Source organism: Kitasatospora sp. HPM-01-4 (assembly GCF_051374625.1).
Lineage (GTDB): Bacteria > Actinomycetota > Actinomycetes > Streptomycetales > Streptomycetaceae > Kitasatospora.
Genome location: NZ_JBPQGP010000005.1, coordinates 2944443 through 2960782 on the forward strand (window position 1 = coordinate 2944443; position 16340 = coordinate 2960782).

Below are 16340 nucleotides of genomic sequence, written 5' to 3' on the forward strand. Positions count from 1 at the left end.
GCCCAAGGGAACCTCAGGAGCGCTGCCCCTCGAAGGGCAGGACGTCCGGGGAGAGCACCGAGGCGCGGGCGGCGGCGGCCGTGAGGCGGCGGCGGTGGTGGCGGCGGCAGAGCACCTCGTAGCCGACCTCGGTCTCGCTGACGGCGATGTCGCCGACCACGACCTGCGCGCCCTCGACCACCATCACGCCGCCGACGGTGCGGGCGTTGTGGGTGGCCCGGGCGCCGCACCAGCAGAGCGCCTCGACCTGGAGGATCTCCACCCGGTCGGCGAGTTCGATCAGGCGCTGGGAGCCGGGGAAGAGCTTGCTGCGGAAGTCGGTGGTGATCCCGAAGGTGAACACGTCGATGTTCAACTCGTCCACCAGGCGGGCGAGTTGGTCGACCTGCTCGGCGGCGTAGAAGTTGGCCTCGTCGCAGATCAGGTAGTCGACCTTGCCGCCGGCCGAGAGCAGCTGGACCACATAGGCGTGGAAGTCGAATTCCTCGGTGACCTCGATGGCGTCGGCGCGCAGGCCGAGCCGGCTGGAGATGGTGGAGGCGCCGGCCCGGTCGTGGCGGGAGAAGATGATCCCCTTCCGGCCCCGCGCGGAGTGGTTGTGGTCGAGCTGGAGGGCGAGCGTCGACTTGCCGCAGTCCATCGTGCCGGAGAAGAACACCAGGTCAGCCATGGGTGGAGCGAGGGCCTTTCGAAAGACTTACGAGTGGGGGCGGTTCAGGCGCGGACTTCGAGCAGCGGCACCAGCTGCTCCACCGGGGTCATCGAGCCGTGCAGGCCGATCATCGAGGACTCGCCGGGCTCACTGCGGGAGGCGATCACCGCGATGTCGTCCCGGGCGGCGGCGACCACGTCGCCGATCCGGTGGTAGACCCGGTCGTCGACCGCCGGGCCGAACCAGCCATTGGCTATCGCCTGGTCGCGCCCGGCCACCCACATCCGGTCGCCGAGCACCTCGCTCCAGACGGTGAGCACGTCGTCGGCCGCGCCGGGCACCGCGTACACGTGCCGGGCCCGGCCCTCGCCGCCGAGCAGGGCGACGCCCGCGCTCAGCTCCCAGTCCTCGTCGAAGTCGATCCGGTCCTCGGGGGCGATGTCGATCATGCCGTGGTCCGCGGTGACGTAGAGCGCCGAGCGCGGCGGCAGCTGTTCGGCCAGCCGCTGGGCGAGGCGGTCCACGGTGTTCAGCGTGAGGCGCCACTCGTCCGAGTCGACGCCGTAGCGGTGGCCGGCGGCGTCCAGTTCGCTGACATAGGTGTAGACCAGGGCCCGGTCGTGCTCGGCCAGCCACCGGGCGGAGACGTCCATCCGCTCCTCGGCGGTGCTGCGGCCGAGGAAGGTGCCGCCGGAGAGGGCGACCCGGGTGAGCGGGGTCTGCGCGAACAGCGGGGAGGAGACCTGGCAGGTCGCCACCCCGGCCGCGTCGGCCCGCTCGAAGACGGTGGGGTAGGGCTGCCAGGTCTCCGGCTCGACGTACGGCTGCCAGCGCAGCTGGTTCATCAGCTGACCGGCACCGGGGATCGCCACGGTGTAGCCGGCCAGCCCGTGCACACCGGGGGTGAGGCCGGTGCCGACCGAGGCCAGCGAGGTGGCGGTGGTGGACGGGAACCCGGCGGTGATCGAGCGGCCGCCCGCCGTCAGCGAGTTGAGGAACGGCGCCCACTCGGGGTGACGCCTGATCAGCTCCCAGCCCATGCCGTCGACCAGGAAGACGCAGACCCGGTCGGCCGGGACCAGTGGCAGCCCGCTCTCGAAGCCGGGTACGCCGAGCCCGGCCGCCACGGCGGGCAGCAGGTCGGCCAGCGAGCCGTGCCCGTACGCGGGGACAGGGGCGCCGGAGGGGTCGAGGATCTCGAAGGAGTCGTAGTCCAGGTGCGACATGGGTGACGTACGCCTCAGGCCCGGTTGGCGATGGTCGCCTCGGACAGGGCACGCGCGAAGACCAGGGCCTGGGCCACCGTCTCCGGGCCGTCCCCGGCCTCGCTGACCCGCAGCGACAGGTCGTCGGCGGTGGCCGAGCCGGTGTAGCCGTGGTCGGCCTCGCAGTTGGGGTCGGAGCAGCCGGCCGGCTCCAGGTCGAGCCGCTGGACGGCGCCCCAGCCGATGGTGAGCACCACCTCGCGGGGCAGCGTGCCCGGCGTGTACGTCTCCGGGTTGGCCACCATGCGGCTGAGCACCACCGAGTTGATCCGGTCGATCCGGACGCACTCGGTGGAGGTGGTGGCGTACGGCACCGGGCTGGTGGCGTCGCCGGACTGCTCGTCGGTGTGGCTGACCACGAACCTGGACGCGGTCAGCACCAGCACGGTCACGTGCCGGCGCACCTCGTTGGCGTCGAAGGTGGTCTCCTGGTGCACCAGGTACGAGGTGATCGGCTCGGGACCCACCGCGGACTCGACGGCCTCGGACACCAGGGCCGGGTAGTAGCCGCTGCGCTCGATCGCCGAGCGCAGGTCCTGCGTGGTGGTGGTACCGGTCTTCGCCATAGCTCCATCCTGGCATGTCCCGCCGACGAGGCGGTCGGCACTGGGCCGAGCGATCGGCCTTCCGCGCCCGTGGGAGAAGAACTGGTGGGCGCAACCAAGGAAGGTTACAGGGTGCTCATGACGCGCGGGCCCAGATCGGTGCGGACTGGGAGCGGGGCGATCCGGACGCGCGCCTCCAGGACCGCAAGCCCGTGCGGGGCCACGACCACGGGTTCGAGGTCCACGGAGGCGACCTCGGGCAGGTCGTCGACCAGCCGGGAGACCCGCAGCAGCAGCTCCTCCAGCGCGCCGGCGTCCACCGGCACGGCACCGCGCCAGCCGAACAGCAGCGGAGCGGCCCTGACTTCGCGGATCAGCGAGGCGACGTCCCGGTCGGTGGCCGGGATCAGCCGGTGCGCGACATCGCCGAGCAGCTCGGCGGGCGCTCCGGCCAGTCCGAAGGAGAGGATCGCGCCGACCCCCGGGTCCACCGTGGCGCTGATCACGGTGTCCACACCGCGCGGGGCGAGCCGCTGCACCACCGGGCGGATCCGCTCCGCGCCGCCGAGCAGCGCGTTCAGTTCGCGGTAGGCGCGGCGCAGCCCGGGCTCGCCGGTCAGGTCGAGCCGGACGCTGCCGAGGTCAGGGCGGTGCCGCAGGTGCTCGGCGGTGGCCTTGAGGGCCACCGGGTAGCCGAGGACGGCGGCGGCCCGGACGGCGCTCTCCTCGTCGGGCGCGGGCAGCGTCGGCACGACGTCGATGCCGAAGTGGGCGAGCAGCGCGGCGGCCTGGTCGTCGGAGAGGGTGGTCTTCACGCCCTCGGGCCGGGTACGGGGGGTGCCCGGTTCGGGAGCGCTGGACGGGCGGGCCCCGGCCGTGCCGATCCCCAGGGCCTCGGCGATCAGTGCCCGCGCCCCGGCCTCGTCGATCCGGTCGAACTCGGGGACCCGGGCGGTCTGCTCGGCCTCCGCGGTGCGGCGGCGCCAGGAGGCGTAGTGGACGGCCTGGGTGAGCGCGGTCACCGCCCGCTCCGGCCTCGGGTAGGCCGGGATGCCCACCGTCCGCAGCCGCTGCGGCAGTTCGGTCAGCGCCAGATGGACCAGCAGCAGCGGCTTGCCCAACTCGGCCGCCCGCGCGCCCGCTTCGGTGAGCGCCTCGGCGAACTCGGGCTCGTCGGCGCCCATCTCGGGGCTGCTCGCGGTCTGCGCGGCGATCGGCGGGATGGCGACGGCGACCACCGCGTCCACGCCGGGGTCGGTCAGCGCGGTCTCCAGGGCGATCCGGAAGTTCTCCCCGGTGGCGGCGGTGGTGAGGTCCACCGGGTTCCGCGGGCGCAGCCCGGCGCTCAGGCAGGCGTCGTAGGTGACCAGGCCGAGCGAGTCGGAGTTGCCGACCACGGCGACCCGGTCGCCGGTCGGGAGCGGCTGGGCGGCGAGCAGTTCGCCGGTGTCGAGCAGTTCGGTGATGGTGCCCACCCGGAGCACCCCGGCCTGCCGGAAGAGCGCGTCCACGGTGGTGTCGTCCAGCCCGCGGGCGGCCGGCTGGACGGCGTGCCCGGGCGGCAGGCTGCCGGTGTGCCTGGCGCCCTTGATCACCACCACCGGCTTGGCCTGGGCCAGGCGGCGGGCGATCCGGGTGAACTTGCGCGGGTTGCCGAAGGACTCCAGGTAGAGCAGCACGACCTCGGTGGCCGGGTCCTCCTCCCAGTACTGCAGCCAGTCGTTGCCGGAGACGTCCGCCCGGTTGCCGACCGAGGCGAAGGAGGAGATGCCCATGCCCCGGCGGTGGGCGGCCTCCAGCAGTGCCACCCCGATCGCCCCGGACTGGCAGAACAGCCCGAACGGCCCGCGCGCGGGCAGCACGGGGGCCAGCGAGGCGTTGAGCGGGCCGGCGGGGTCGGTGTTGAGCAGGCCGAAGGCGTTCGGGCCGATCACCCGCATCCCGGCGGCGCGGGCCTGGCTGACCAGCTCGCGCTGGCGGTCGCGCCCCTCGGGGCCGGTCTCGGCGTACCCGGCGGTGACCACCACCAGGCCCTGCACACCGTGCGCGCCGCACTCGGCGACCGCCTCGGGTACGGCCTCCCTGGGCACCGCGATCACCGCGAGATCGACCGGCCCCTCGATCTCCAGCAGCGAGCGGTGGGTGGGCACCCCTTCCAGCTCGGTGCCGCGCGGAGCCCTGCGGTTCACCGCGTACACCGGCCCCTGGAAGCCGGCGAGGTTGCGCAGCAGCGCCCGGCCGACCGACTGGGGGTTGCGGGACACCCCGAGGACGGCCACCGAGCGCGGGGTGACCAGCCGCTGCACCGACCTGGCCTCGGCCCGGTGCTCACGGGCGCGCATCACCGCGAGCGAGGCGGCGGTCGGCTCCAGGTCCAGCTCCAGGTGGACCACGCCGTCGGCGAAGCTGCGCCGCTGGACGTACCCGGCGTCGGTGAAGACCTTCACCATCTTGCGGTTCTCCGGCAGCACCTCGGCGGTGAACCGGCGGATGCCGCGCTCCTGGGCCACCGCCGCGATGTGCTCCAGCAGTGCGGAGGCCACGCCCCTGCCGTGGTGGGCGTCCTGCACCAGGAAGGCCACCTCGGCGTCGGTGCCGGAGGCGGAGGGGCGGCCTTCCGGGCCGATCCGGTCGTAGCGGACGGTGGCGATGAACCGGTCCCCGACCACGGCGGCCAGGCCGACCCGGTTGACGTAGTCGTGGTGGGTGAACCGCCTGACGTCCTTGTCGGACAGGTGCGGGTAGGGCGCGAAGAACCGGAAGTACTTCGACTGGTCGGAGACCTGCTCGTAGAACTCCACCAGCCGGTCGGCGTCGGCCGGGGTGATCGGGCGGATCCTGGCGGTGCCGCCGTCGCGCAGCAGGACGTCGGCCTCCCAGTGCTGGGGGTAGCCGTAGCGGTCGTCGTCGGGCCGGCCGGTGGCCTGCGGCTGCTCGGCCAAGGGCCGGTCGGCGGCGGGCCGGGTCGCGTCGGTGGGAGGCCGCGAGCTGGGCGGCTGCGAGGGCCGGGGGTCGTCCACATCGGCCAGGTTATCCGGCGGCGGGCCGCTTGGCTCCGGCCGTACCGGCCCGGCCGCCCGGGGCCGAACGTCCCCGCCCGCCGCCGGGTGCGTGGTACGGCCCACCGGCCGGTGGGCAGTGGTTCACGGGGCCCGTCCGGCGCCGGCCGGGTGCCGGGGACGCGGCTCGGTCTCGGGTCGGTCTCAGGTCGGGCCCAGCTCGGGCTCAGGTCCGGCACACCGCGGCCTGGGAGCCTCCCGCACATGCAACACTGGTCTAGACAACATGGTCACCCAGTACCACCTGAAAGGCACGTCTCATGGCTGAGCGCCGCGTCACCATCGGTTGGGCCGAGGGCCTGCACGCCCGTCCCGCCTCCGTCTTCGTCCGCGCGGCCACCGCCGTCGGCGTGCCGGTCACCATCGCCAAGGAGGGCGGCAACCCGGTGAACGCCGCCTCCATGCTGGCCCTGCTCGGCCTCGGCGCCCAGGGCGGCGAGGCGGTCGTCCTCGCCTCCGACGCCGAGGGTGCCGAGGGTGCTCTGGACCGCCTCGCCAAGCTGGTCCAGGAGGGCCTCGACGAGCTGCCCGCCGTCTGACACGGGCGCCACCGCACCAGGGCGTGCCGTCCCGCCGGCCACCGGACCCTCCGGAGCCGAGCGGCGACGGCACGCCCTTGCGCACGCCGCGGGCCGGGCAGTGCCCGGGGCCCGATGGACCGCACCCCGCCGGCACCCGACCGGCCCTGCGCCACCGACCGCCGCGCACGGCCGGCCGGGCGGCTCGGATGCGGGCCGCGGACCGCCGGGTCAGGTACGGCAGGCCGTTGGGCCCCGATCAGAAGAAACGTTCCGGCAGGTCAGAAGACGGACCAGCCCGTCGCAGTGGTCAGCGCGTCCAGGGCCGCCACTCCCAGCACCGAGTTCCCCGCGGTGTCCAGCCCCGGGCTCCACACGCACACCGCGCCCCGCCCCGGCAGCACCGCCAGCACTCCCCCACCGACCCCGCTCTTGCCCGGCAGCCCGACCCGGTACGCGAACTCGCCCGCCGCGTCGTACGTCCCGCAGGTCAGCATGACCGCGTTGATCCGCTTCGCCTCACTGCGCGTCAGCAGCCGCGAACCGTCCGCCCGCAGACCGTGCCGGGCCAGGAACCGCCCGGCCAGCGCGAGGTCCCGGCAGTTGGCCGCGATCGCACAGTGCGCGTAGTAGTGCGCCAGCACGCTGTCCACCGGATTGCGCAGATTCCCGTAGCTCGCGATGAAGTGCGCCAGCGCCGCGTTCCGGTGACCGTTCCGCGCCTCCGAGGCCGCCACCGTGTCATCCGTGGCGATGGCCGCGTTGCCCGACTCCGCGCGCAGGAACTCCCGCACCGCCCCCGCCGCGTCGCCGGTCAGCTCCAGCAGCCGGTCCGTCGCCACGAGCGCACCCGCGTTGATGAACGGATTGCGCGGAATGCCGGCCTCGGTCTCCAGCTGCACCAGTGAATTGAACGGATTGCCCGAGGGCTCGCGCCCCACCCGCTGCCACAGGTCGTCGCCGCCCTCCGCCAGTGCCAGCGCCAGCGTGAACAGCTTGGAGACGCTCTGGATCGAGAACGGCTGCTCCCAGTCGCCGACCCCGTACACCTCACCGTCCACCGTGGCCAGGGCCATCCCGAACGACTCGGGGTCCGCCTCCGCCAGTGCCGGTATGTAGTCCGCCGGCCGACCGCGCCCCGGAGACCGGCGGGCGGTCTCCATGGCTTCGTGCAAAAACTGCTGGTAGTTCACCCAGCCATTCTGCCGGTCCGGTCCTGGAAGCGGGATGCTCCCCTGGGCCGACCGGCGACAGGGCCCGCGCCGGATCCTTCGGCGCCCGGCCCCGGGGACTCGGCAGAGCGGTACCCGCCGCCCGGGTCCGAGCTCCGCGCGGACGGGCCGTCCAGGGCGCCCTCGGCGGCGGCACGGGCCTCCTCCCCTCTCGGCCCCCGGAGCGGCTTCGGGCCCCGCCGTTCCCCGCGCTGATCTGCGCGCTCGCACCGCGGCACCGGCGTCCTCGCCGACGCGCGCCGAGCGCCCGGCCGGGTTCTGGACACCTCACACCGCGGCAACCGACAATTCCCCCATGGCACTTCCAGAGATCCGTACCCAGGTTTCCCGGCCCACCGAGGCCGAACGGGATCACGCGGTCTCCGTCCTCCGCGAAGGGGTCGGCAGCGGGCGGCTCTCCCACGACACCTTCCTCGGCCGGCTCGAACTCGTCCTCGGCGCCCGCAGCCGCGCCGAACTCGACGCCGTCCTCGCCGACCTGCCGCACGACGGCAGGCTGCCGGGCCTGCTGCTGCGCGCCGTCGGCCGCCTCTCCGCCTTCCGCGCCCGCCTCCGCGGCGCCTGGCGGACCGAACAGGCCCCCGGCCTCTGCCTGCCCGCCCCCGGTGACCAGCCCATCCGGATAGGCCGCATACCCGGCTCCGACCTGCGCCTCACGGACAGCTCGGTCTCCCGCCAGCACGCCGAACTCCGCCACCACGCCGACGGCTGGACCCTCCACGACCTCGGCTCCACCAACGGCACCCACGTCAACGGCCTGCGCATCATCGGCGCCGTCCGCGTCCGCCCCGGCGACCTGGTCACCTTCGGCACCGTCAGCTTCCGGCTCGCAACGGGCTGACGACCCGCGCGCAAGGGCCGGGACGCGCCTCGCGCGCACCCCGGCCCGGCGGTTCAACCCTTGACGCACACCACCTGCTTGAGCTGCGCGACCACCTCGACCAGATCGCGCTGCTGCTCGATCACCTTCTCGATGTTCTTGTACGCGCCCGGGATCTCGTCCACCACGCCCGCGTCCTTGCGGCACTCCACCCCGCTGGTCTGGTCCGCGAGGTCCTCGGTGGTGAAGCGCTTCTTGGCGGCGGTACGGCTCATCTTCCGGCCCGCGCCGTGCGAGGCCGAGTTGAAGGCCGCCTCGTTGCCGAGACCGCGGACGATGTACGAACCGGTGCCCATCGAGCCCGGGATGATCCCGTAGTCGCCGGAGCCCGCCCTGATCGCGCCCTTGCGGGTGACCAGCAGCTCCACGCCGTCGTAGCGCTCCTCGGCCACGTAGTTGTGGTGGCAGCTGATGGTCTCGTCGAAGGCGACGTTCGCCTTGGGGAACTCGCGGCGGACGACGTCCTGGAAGAGCGCCATCATGACCGCCCGGTTGTTCTTGGCGTACTCCTGCGCCCAGAACAGGTCCTGACGGTAGGCCCGCATCTGCGGGGTGTCCGCGATGAAGACCGCGAGATCGCGGTCGACCAGGCCCTGGTTGTGCGGAAGCGCACGGGCCACGCCCATGTGGTGCTCCGCCAGCTCCTTGCCGATGTTGCGCGATCCGGAGTGGAGCATCAGCCAGACCGAACCGGTCTCGTCCAGGCAGACCTCCAGGAAGTGGTTGCCCGCCCCGAGCGTTCCCATCTGCTGCGCGGCCCGCTCGCGCTTCCACCGCACCTCGGGTGCGATGGAGTCGAAACGCTGCCAGAAGTCGTCCCAGCCGGCCGTGGCGAAGCCGTGCAGCCTGCGTGGTTCCACCGGGTCGGAGTGCATGCCCCGGCCCACCGGGATCGTCCGCTCGATCCTGGAGCGCAGCCGGGACAGGTCGTCCGGCAGGTCCCCGGCGGTCAGCGAGGTCCTGACCGCGCTCATCCCGCAGCCGATGTCCACCCCGACCGCCGCCGGGCAGACCGCGCCCTCCATGGCGATGACGGAGCCGACGGTGGCGCCCTTCCCGAGGTGGACGTCGGGCATCACGGCGAGCCCGTGCAGCCAGGGCAGGGAGCTGATGTTGCGCAGCTGCTGCATCGCCTGGCCCTCGACGGTGGCCGGGTCGGTCCACATCCGGATCGGGACCCGGATGCCGGGTACCTCGGTGTACGACATGGTTGTACGACCTCCAGAGGTCGGTTGGTTCAAGCCTGGTTGTGGAGTGTCGCCACGCGAAGCTTCCGGCGTGGCTCGGGGAAGTCCCTCGGGGGGAGCGCGAAGTGAGCGGCGCTCAGGCGGAGCGGCGGCGGAGCCGGGGCGATCGTGGGGAGCGCCGGGTGGTGCTGGGCTCGACCCGCATGGTGATCGCCTCCTCTCCTGGTGTACCGGGTGTTCCGTACCGCGGTGGACATCTACCCACGTCCTGCGGGGGACGTGCAAGCGGATATAAGACCGACCGGCAATAGGGCCCGCGGCGTCGCGTGCCGGTCGGTCTAAGCACGTGGGCCCGGCGGAGCCGATGCTCCGCCGGGCCCACCGGGCGAACCCCGGATCAGGAGGTGAGGACGGTGACCTCGCCGATGCCGAGCTCCCTGACCTGGTCGGCGATGGCGGCGGCATCGCCGACCAGCACGGTGACCAGGCGGTCGGGCGGGAAGGCGGCGACGACGGCCTCGGTGGCGGCGGCCGTCGGAAGGGCGGCGAGCTGCCGGTAGACCTCGGCCTGGTAGTCGTCGGGCAGGGACTGCTCGACCTGGTCGGCGAGGGTGCCGGCGACGGAGCCCGCGGTCTCGTACTTGAGCGGGGCGACCCCGACGAGGTACTGGACCGCCTCGGCGCGCTCGGTGTCGGTGAGGCCTTCGGCGGCGAGGGTGCGCAGGATGGTCCAGGTGTCGGCCAGGGCGGGAGCGGTGGAGGCGGTGTCCACCGAACCGCTGATGGCGAGCATGGCGCGGCCGCTGCCGTCGGCCGCGGAGCGCAGCGGCTGGGCGAAGGCCCGGACGCCGTAGGTGTAGCCCTTCTCCTCGCGCAGGACCCTGTCGAGGCGGGAGGTGAGGGTGCCGCCGAGGCAGTAGATGCCGAGGATCTGGGCGGCCCAGGCGGGGTCGTGGCGGTCGGGCCCGATCCGGCCGATGAGGAGCTGGGTCTGCACCGAGCCCGGCCGGTCGACGATGACCACGCGTCCGGTGTCGTCGGCGGTGACGGGGGCGTGGAGGCTGGGCGCGGCGCTGGTACCGCTCCAGCCGCCGAGGGTGCGCTCCAGCAGGGGCAGCAGCTCGGTGCCGGAGAGGTCGCCGACGACCACCACGGTGCTGGTGGCGGGCCGGACATGGGCCTGGTAGAAGGCGCGGACCGCGGCGCGGGTGATGTTCTTGACGGTCTCGGCGCTGCCGTTGCGCGGCCGGGAGAGCCGGTCGGTGTCGTCGAAGAGGGTGGCGTAGAGGGCCTTGGCGGCGCGGCGGGCGGGGTTGGCCTGCTCGTGGACGATCTCGTCGAGGCGGTTGGCGACCAGGCGGTCGATCTCGTCCTCGGGGAGGGCGGGCGCGCGCAGGGCGTCGGCGAGCAGGGTGAGGCCGCGTTCCAGCCGGGAGGCGGGGACCTCCAGCGCGATCCGGATGCCGGAGTGGTCGGCGTGGGAGTCCAGGGTGGCTCCGGCGCGTTCGAGTTCACCGGCGAACTGCTCGGCGTCCAGCGTGTCGGTGCCCTCGCTGAAGGCACGGGCGAGGATGCCCGCGATGCCGTCGAGGTCGGCGGGTTCGGCGGCGAGCGGGACGTCGAGGAGGACCTCGACGGCGACCAGCTGCTGGCCGGGCCGGTGGCAGTGCAGCACGGTGAGGCCGTTGCCGAGGGCGGCCCGCTCGGCCGCCGGGAAGGCCCACGGGGTGGGGGTGCCGGCGGTGGGCTGGGGGTGGAAGGTCATGGTGGGCGTGTGGTCGGTCATGCCGCCGTCTCCTCGTTCTGGTCGCCGTCGGCGGTGGTGGTCGGCTCGTAGACCAGGACGGCACGGTTGTCGGGCCGCAGCCGGGCGGCGGCGACGGCCTTGACCTCTTCCGCGGTGACGTCGAGGACCCTGGCGAGCGCGGTGTTGAGCAGCTTGGGGTCGCCGAACAGGACGGCGTAGCGGCAGAGTTCGTCGGCGCGGCCCGCGACGGTGGTGAGCCGGTCGAGCCACTCGCGCTCGATCTGCGCCTGGGCGCGCTCGAGTTCCTCGGGGGTGGGGCCCTCGGCGGCGAAGCGGGCGAGCTCCTCGTCGACGGCGGTGTCGATCTGCTGGATGGTGGCGTCGCCGGAGGCCTTGACGTCGAGCCAGCCGAGGGAGGGCGCGCCGGCCAGCCGGAGCAGGCCGAATCCGGCGGCGACGGCGGTGCGGTCGCGGCGTACCAGGCGGTTGTAGAGGCGGCTGGACTCACCGGAACCGAGGATGGTGAGGGCGAGGTCGGCGGCGTCGGCCTCACGGGTGCCGTCGTGCGGGAGCCGGTAGGCGGCCATCAGCGAGCGGGAGGGGACGTCCTCCTCGACGATCTCCCGGATCTCGCGGCCGATGGTGTCGGGGAGGGCGCCGTCACGCGGGGGCTGCTTGCCGCTGTGGGCGGGGATGGTGCCGAAGTACTTCTCGACCCAGGCGATGGTCTGCTCGGGGTCGAGGTCGCCGACGATGGCGAGGACGGCGTTGTTGGGCGCGTAGTAGGTGCGGAAGAACGCGCGCGCGTCCTCCAGGGTGGCGGCGTCGAGGTCGGCCATCGACCCGATGGGGGTGTGGTGGTACGGGTGGCCGTCGGGGTAGGAGAGCGCGGTGAGCTTCTCGAAGGCCGTGCCGTACGGGACGTTGTCGTAGCGCTGGCGGCGCTCGTTCTTGACGACGTCGCGCTGGTTCTCCATCGAGGTCTCGTCGAGCGCGGCCAGCAGGGAGCCCATGCGGTCGGCCTCCAGCCAGAGGGCGAGCTCCAACTGGTGGGCGGGCATGGTCTCGAAGTAGTTGGTGCGCTCGAAGCTGGTGGTGCCGTTGAGCGAGCCGCCGGCGCCCTGGACCAGTTCGAAGTGGCCGTTGTTGGAGACGTTGGCGGAGCCCTGGAACATCAGGTGCTCGAAGAGGTGGGCGAGGCCGGTGCGGCCCTTGACCTCGTGGCGGGAGCCCACGTCGTACCAGAGGCAGACGGCGGTGACGGGGGTGAGGTGGTCCTCGGACAGCACCACGCGCAGGCCGTTGGCCAGGCGGTGTTCGGTGATGGCGAGGCCTTGGTTGGCGGCGGGGGCCGGGTTGGCCATGCGTTTGGGGTCCTTCCCGTCTTCGACTGCTGGTCGGGGGTACGTACCGTGTCCCCATTGTGGTCCAACGCGCGAGAGGCCGGGACGTGTCCGTGGTACGGGAGCGTTCGCCAGGGGCGGAAGTGCGGTCGGGAAACCGACTGCGGGTCACCCTTGACAGTGGCTGTCGGCGGGAGGGTCCACAATGGGGGGCGCCGTGCCCCCGTACGGTTTGAGTCAGTTATCACAGGATCGACGCAGCCGACCGAGCAGCCGACAGCCACACACAAGGGAGCCCCGCCGCGATGGCCCGCCGTAGTTCGCCCACCCCGCCGCCCGGAGATTTCGAGGAGCGGATCCTCGACGTCGATGTGGTTGACGAGATGCAGGGTTCCTTCCTGGAGTACGCCTACTCGGTGATCTACTCGCGCGCCCTGCCGGACGCGCGGGACGGCATGAAGCCGGTGCACCGCCGGATCCTCTACCAGGCCAACGAGATGGGCCTGCGCCCCGACCGGGCGCATGTGAAGTGCGCCCGTGTGGTCGGCGAGGTGATGGGCCGGCTGCACCCGCACGGCGACGCCTCGATCTACGACTCGGTGGTGCGCATGGCGCAGCCGTTCTCGATGCGGCTGCCGCTGATCGACGGTCACGGGAACTTCGGTTCGCTGGGCAATGACGACCCGCCGGCCGCGATGCGGTACACGGAGTCGCGGCTGACGGCGGCGTCGATGGCGATGGTGGAGTCGATCCACGAGGACACCGTCGACTTCGGGCCGAACTACGACGGCAGCGAGCTGGAGCCGACGGTGCTGCCGGCGGCCTTCCCGAACCTGCTGGTGAACGGCGCCTCGGGCATCGCGGTCGGTATGGCCACCAACATGCCGCCGCACAACCTGTCCGAGGTGGTGGCGGCCGCCCGGCACCTGATCAAGCACCCGAACGCGGACCTGGAGACGCTGATGCGTTTCGTCCCGGGTCCCGATCTGCCCACCGGTGGGCGGATCGTGGGGCTCTCGGGCATCCGGGACGCCTACGAGTCGGGCCGTGGCACCTTCAAGATCCGGGCGACGGCCTCGATCGAGAGCGTCACCGCGCGCCGCAAGGGCATCGTGGTCACGGAGCTGCCGTACACGGTGGGCCCGGAGAAGGTGATCGCCAAGATCAAGGACCTGGTGGGCGCCAAGAAGCTCCAGGGCATCGCGGACGTCAAGGACCTGACGGACCGTGAGCACGGCCTGCGCCTGGTGATCGAGGTCAAGAACGGCTTCGTCCCCGAGGCGGTGCTGGAGCAGCTGTACAAGTTGACGCCGATGGAGGAGACCTTCGGCATCAACAACGTCGCCCTGGTGGACGGCCAGCCGCTGACGCTGGGCCTGAGGGAGCTGCTGGAGGTCTATGTCGACCACCGTTTCGAGGTGGTCCGCCGGCGCAGCGAGTTCCGGCGCGGCAAGCGGCAGGAGCGGCTGCACCTGGTCGAGGGCCTGCTGGTGGCGCTGGTCGACATCGACGAGGTCATCGCGATCATCCGCAACAGCGACAACGCGGGGCAGGCGAAGGAGCGGCTGATGGAGCGCTTCTCGCTGTCCGAGACGCAGACCTCGTACATCCTGGACACCCCGCTGCGGCGGCTGACCCGGTTCGACCGGGTGGAGCTGGAGGACGAGCAGCGCAAGCTGATCGCCGAGATCGCCGAGCTGACCGAGATCCTGGAGTCGGACAGCAGGCTGCGCAGTGTGGTGTCGGGCGAACTGGGCGCGGTGGCCAAGCAGTTCGGCACCGAGCGGCGCACGGTGCTGCTGGAGGCGGGGGCGGCGCCGAGCGCGGCGCTGTCGGTTCCGCTGGAGGTGGCGGACGACCCGTGCCGGGTGCTGCTGTCCTCGACGGGTCTGCTGGCGCGGACCATGGACAGCGAGCCGCTGGACCTGGCGGAGCTCTCGGGCAAGCGCGCCAAGCACGACGTGATCGTCTCGGCGGTGCCGGCCACCGCGCGGGGCGACGTGGGTGTGGTGACGACGATCGGCCGGGTGCTGCGGCTGGCGGTGATCGATCTGCCGGAGCTGCCGCCGACGCCTACGCCCTCGCTGGCGGGCGGCGCCGCGGCGGGCGAGTTCCTGCGGCTGGAGGAGGGGGAGCGGGTGCTGGCGCTGACCACGCTGGACGAGTCCTCGCCGGGTCTGGCGCTGGGCACGGTGCAGGGTGTGGTGAAGCGGGTGGTGCCCGAATGGCCCGCGAACAAGGACGAGTTCGAGGTGATCGCCCTCAAGGAGGGTGACGAGCTGGTCGGCGCGGTGGAGCTGCGGACGGGTGAGGAGGACCTGGTCTTCATCACCTCGGACGCGCAGTTGCTGCGCTACCCGGCGGGCCAGGTGCGTCCGCAGGGCCGTCCGGCGGGCGGTATGGCCGGGATCAAGCTCTCCGACGGAGCGCGGGTGCTGTCGTTCACGGCGGTGGATCCGGCTTCGGACGCGGTGGTGGTCTCGGTGGCGGGCTCCCCGGGGACTCTGGCGGGTCAGACGCCGTCCTCCTGGAAGGTGACGCCGTTCGAGCAGTACCCGCGCAAGGGCCGGGCGACGGGCGGCGTGCGCTGCCAGCGCTTCCTGCGCGGTGAGGACGCGCTGGTGTTCGCCTGGGCGGGCGCGGCACCGGCGCTGGCCTCGGCGGCGAACGGGGTGCCGGTGGAGCTGCCGGAGCGTGACCCGCGCCGGGACGGCTCGGGTACGCCGGTGTCGAAGCCGATCGTCGCGGTGGCCGGCCCGGCGCGCTGACCCCCGAGGGGCGCGGGGCCTGCGAGACCGGCCGGGTGGCTTCCCGGCCGGCCGCTCGCAGGCCCCGCGCCCCTGGCTGCCGCAACGGCCGGGCCGTGCATGGACGGCCGCGCGGCTCCACGCCCCGGGCGCGGCACCGGCGCCGGCTCGGACGGCTCTCCGGGGCACCGGTCAGCACCGCCCGGCTTCCCGATCACCCTCGTGGGCGACCTGACCCGCGGGTAGGGTGACCGGCGTGATCACCTGTACGACGCTGTCGCGTGAACTGACCGAGCCGCTGGCCGCGACCGCCGCGACCGCCACCACCTGGCTGCTGATCGAGCAGGCCGGGCCTTGGGGCGCGAAGGCGCTCACCGAGAGCCACCTCGACGCCGGGCTCGGCCGGGCGCTGGACGCGGCCTGCGGGGGTACCGGCGTACGGATCGCGCTGATCCGCCGCCCCGGACGGCATGCGGACAGCATGCCGATGGCCGGGCACGAGGTGATCGTGGCGCACACCAGGCCCGGCCGCTCCTGGGTGCGGCGGAGCACCGTGGCGGATCCGGCGGAGCTGCTGGACCTGGACTTCGGGGCCCTCGGCGACGGCGAGCACGGCGGTTTCGGCACGGCCCATGTGGGCGGTCCGATCGCGCTGGTGTGCACCAACGGCCGCCGGGACCGCTGCTGTGCGCTGCTGGGCCGCCCGCTGGCGGCGGAGCTCGCGGCCGCCGGGCACAGCGAGGTCTGGGAGGTCACCCACCTCGGCGGCCACCGCTTCTCCCCGACCATGCTGGTGCTGCCGTACGGCTACGCGTACGGGCGCCTGACGGGGGAAGCGGCGAAGGAGGTGCTGGCGGCGACGGCCGCGGGGCACACGGTTCCGGAGTGGTCGCGGGGCCGCTCGTGCTGGGACCGTCCCGGCCAGGCCGCGGAGCAGGCCGTACGGCTGCTGACCGGTGAGACCTCGGCCGACGAGCTGACGATCGGCCGTGCGGAGGGACTGGTCGAGGTCCGGCACCGCGACGGGCGCCGCTGGCTGGCCGAGGTCGCCGAGCGGGCGAGCGAGCCGCCCCGTCCGGAGAGCTGCGGAAAGACCCCGGGCACCCCGTCCCGGATGGACGTGGTCTCGCTGCGGGAGGTGTGACGACGGCGCGGCGGCCCGGTA

The 16340-nt window shown here is 73.1% G+C and carries 12 protein-coding genes; 4 read left to right on the top strand and 8 right to left on the bottom strand.

Annotation, left to right across the window (positions count from 1 at the left end; genetic code table 11):
• Positions 1-13 precede the first annotated feature (13 nt).
• From ACSMTC_RS12530 to ACSMTC_RS12545, 4 genes are all read right to left on the bottom strand, one after another.
• Entirely contained in the window at positions 14-670 is a 657-nt protein-coding gene (locus tag ACSMTC_RS12530) for a thymidine kinase (RefSeq protein WP_436559757.1), read from the bottom strand.
• 44 nt (positions 671-714) lie between these two features.
• Positions 715-1878: an alkaline phosphatase family protein gene (locus ACSMTC_RS12535; protein ID WP_436559758.1), complete on the bottom strand. Its 1164-nt coding sequence runs from the start codon at positions 1876-1878 to the stop codon at positions 715-717.
• 14 nt (positions 1879-1892) lie between these two features.
• Positions 1893-2483 (bottom strand): DUF5998 family protein, encoded by a 591-nt coding sequence (locus ACSMTC_RS12540; RefSeq protein WP_436559759.1) that lies wholly within the window; start codon positions 2481-2483, stop codon positions 1893-1895.
• Between the two features lie 104 nt (positions 2484-2587).
• Complete coding sequence (locus tag ACSMTC_RS12545; protein WP_436564664.1) at positions 2588-5404, bottom strand: bifunctional acetate--CoA ligase family protein/GNAT family N-acetyltransferase; 2817 nt, start codon at positions 5402-5404, stop codon at positions 2588-2590.
• A gap of 377 nt (positions 5405-5781) precedes the next feature.
• Between ACSMTC_RS12545 and ACSMTC_RS12550 the strand changes: the two genes are divergently transcribed.
• Complete coding sequence (locus ACSMTC_RS12550; protein ID WP_436559760.1) at positions 5782-6060, top strand: HPr family phosphocarrier protein; 279 nt, start codon at positions 5782-5784, stop codon at positions 6058-6060.
• A gap of 260 nt (positions 6061-6320) precedes the next feature.
• Here the strand turns inward: ACSMTC_RS12550 and ACSMTC_RS12555 are convergent, their stop codons facing one another.
• Positions 6321-7232: a glutaminase gene (locus ACSMTC_RS12555; protein WP_436559761.1), complete on the bottom strand. Its 912-nt coding sequence runs from the start codon at positions 7230-7232 to the stop codon at positions 6321-6323.
• Positions 7233-7566: 334 nt separating this feature from the next.
• On the opposite strand from ACSMTC_RS12555, the gene ACSMTC_RS12560 reads away from it, so the two are divergent.
• Positions 7567-8112 carry an FHA domain-containing protein gene (locus ACSMTC_RS12560; protein ID WP_436559762.1) on the top strand — a complete coding sequence of 182 codons (546 nt, stop codon included), beginning with the start codon at positions 7567-7569 and terminating at the stop codon, positions 8110-8112.
• Positions 8113-8165: 53 nt separating this feature from the next.
• Here ACSMTC_RS12560 and ACSMTC_RS12565 read toward each other — a convergent pair whose 3' ends face one another.
• The 3 genes from ACSMTC_RS12565 to ACSMTC_RS12575 all read right to left on the bottom strand — a co-directional run bounded on the left by ACSMTC_RS12565 (position 8166) and on the right by ACSMTC_RS12575 (position 12449).
• Positions 8166-9359 carry an RtcB family protein gene (locus ACSMTC_RS12565; protein ID WP_436559763.1) on the bottom strand — a complete coding sequence of 398 codons (1194 nt, stop codon included), beginning with the start codon at positions 9357-9359 and terminating at the stop codon, positions 8166-8168.
• A 376-nt stretch (positions 9360-9735) separates the two neighbouring features.
• On the bottom strand, positions 9736-11124 hold the full coding sequence (locus ACSMTC_RS12570) for a M16 family metallopeptidase (RefSeq protein ID WP_436559764.1): 1389 nt from the start codon (positions 11122-11124) through the stop codon (positions 9736-9738).
• Entirely contained in the window at positions 11121-12449 is a 1329-nt protein-coding gene (locus ACSMTC_RS12575) for a M16 family metallopeptidase (protein ID WP_436559765.1), read from the bottom strand. Before ACSMTC_RS12575 ends, ACSMTC_RS12570 begins: the two co-directional genes overlap by 4 nt.
• A 284-nt stretch (positions 12450-12733) precedes the next feature.
• On the opposite strand from ACSMTC_RS12575, the gene ACSMTC_RS12580 reads away from it, so the two are divergent.
• On the top strand, positions 12734-15196 hold the full coding sequence (locus ACSMTC_RS12580) for a DNA gyrase/topoisomerase IV subunit A (RefSeq protein WP_436559766.1): 2463 nt from the start codon (positions 12734-12736) through the stop codon (positions 15194-15196).
• A gap of 235 nt (positions 15197-15431) precedes the next feature.
• Positions 15432-16319 (top strand): sucrase ferredoxin, encoded by an 888-nt coding sequence (locus ACSMTC_RS12585; protein WP_436559767.1) that lies wholly within the window; start codon positions 15432-15434, stop codon positions 16317-16319.
• The last annotated feature ends 21 nt before the right edge of the window (positions 16320-16340 follow it).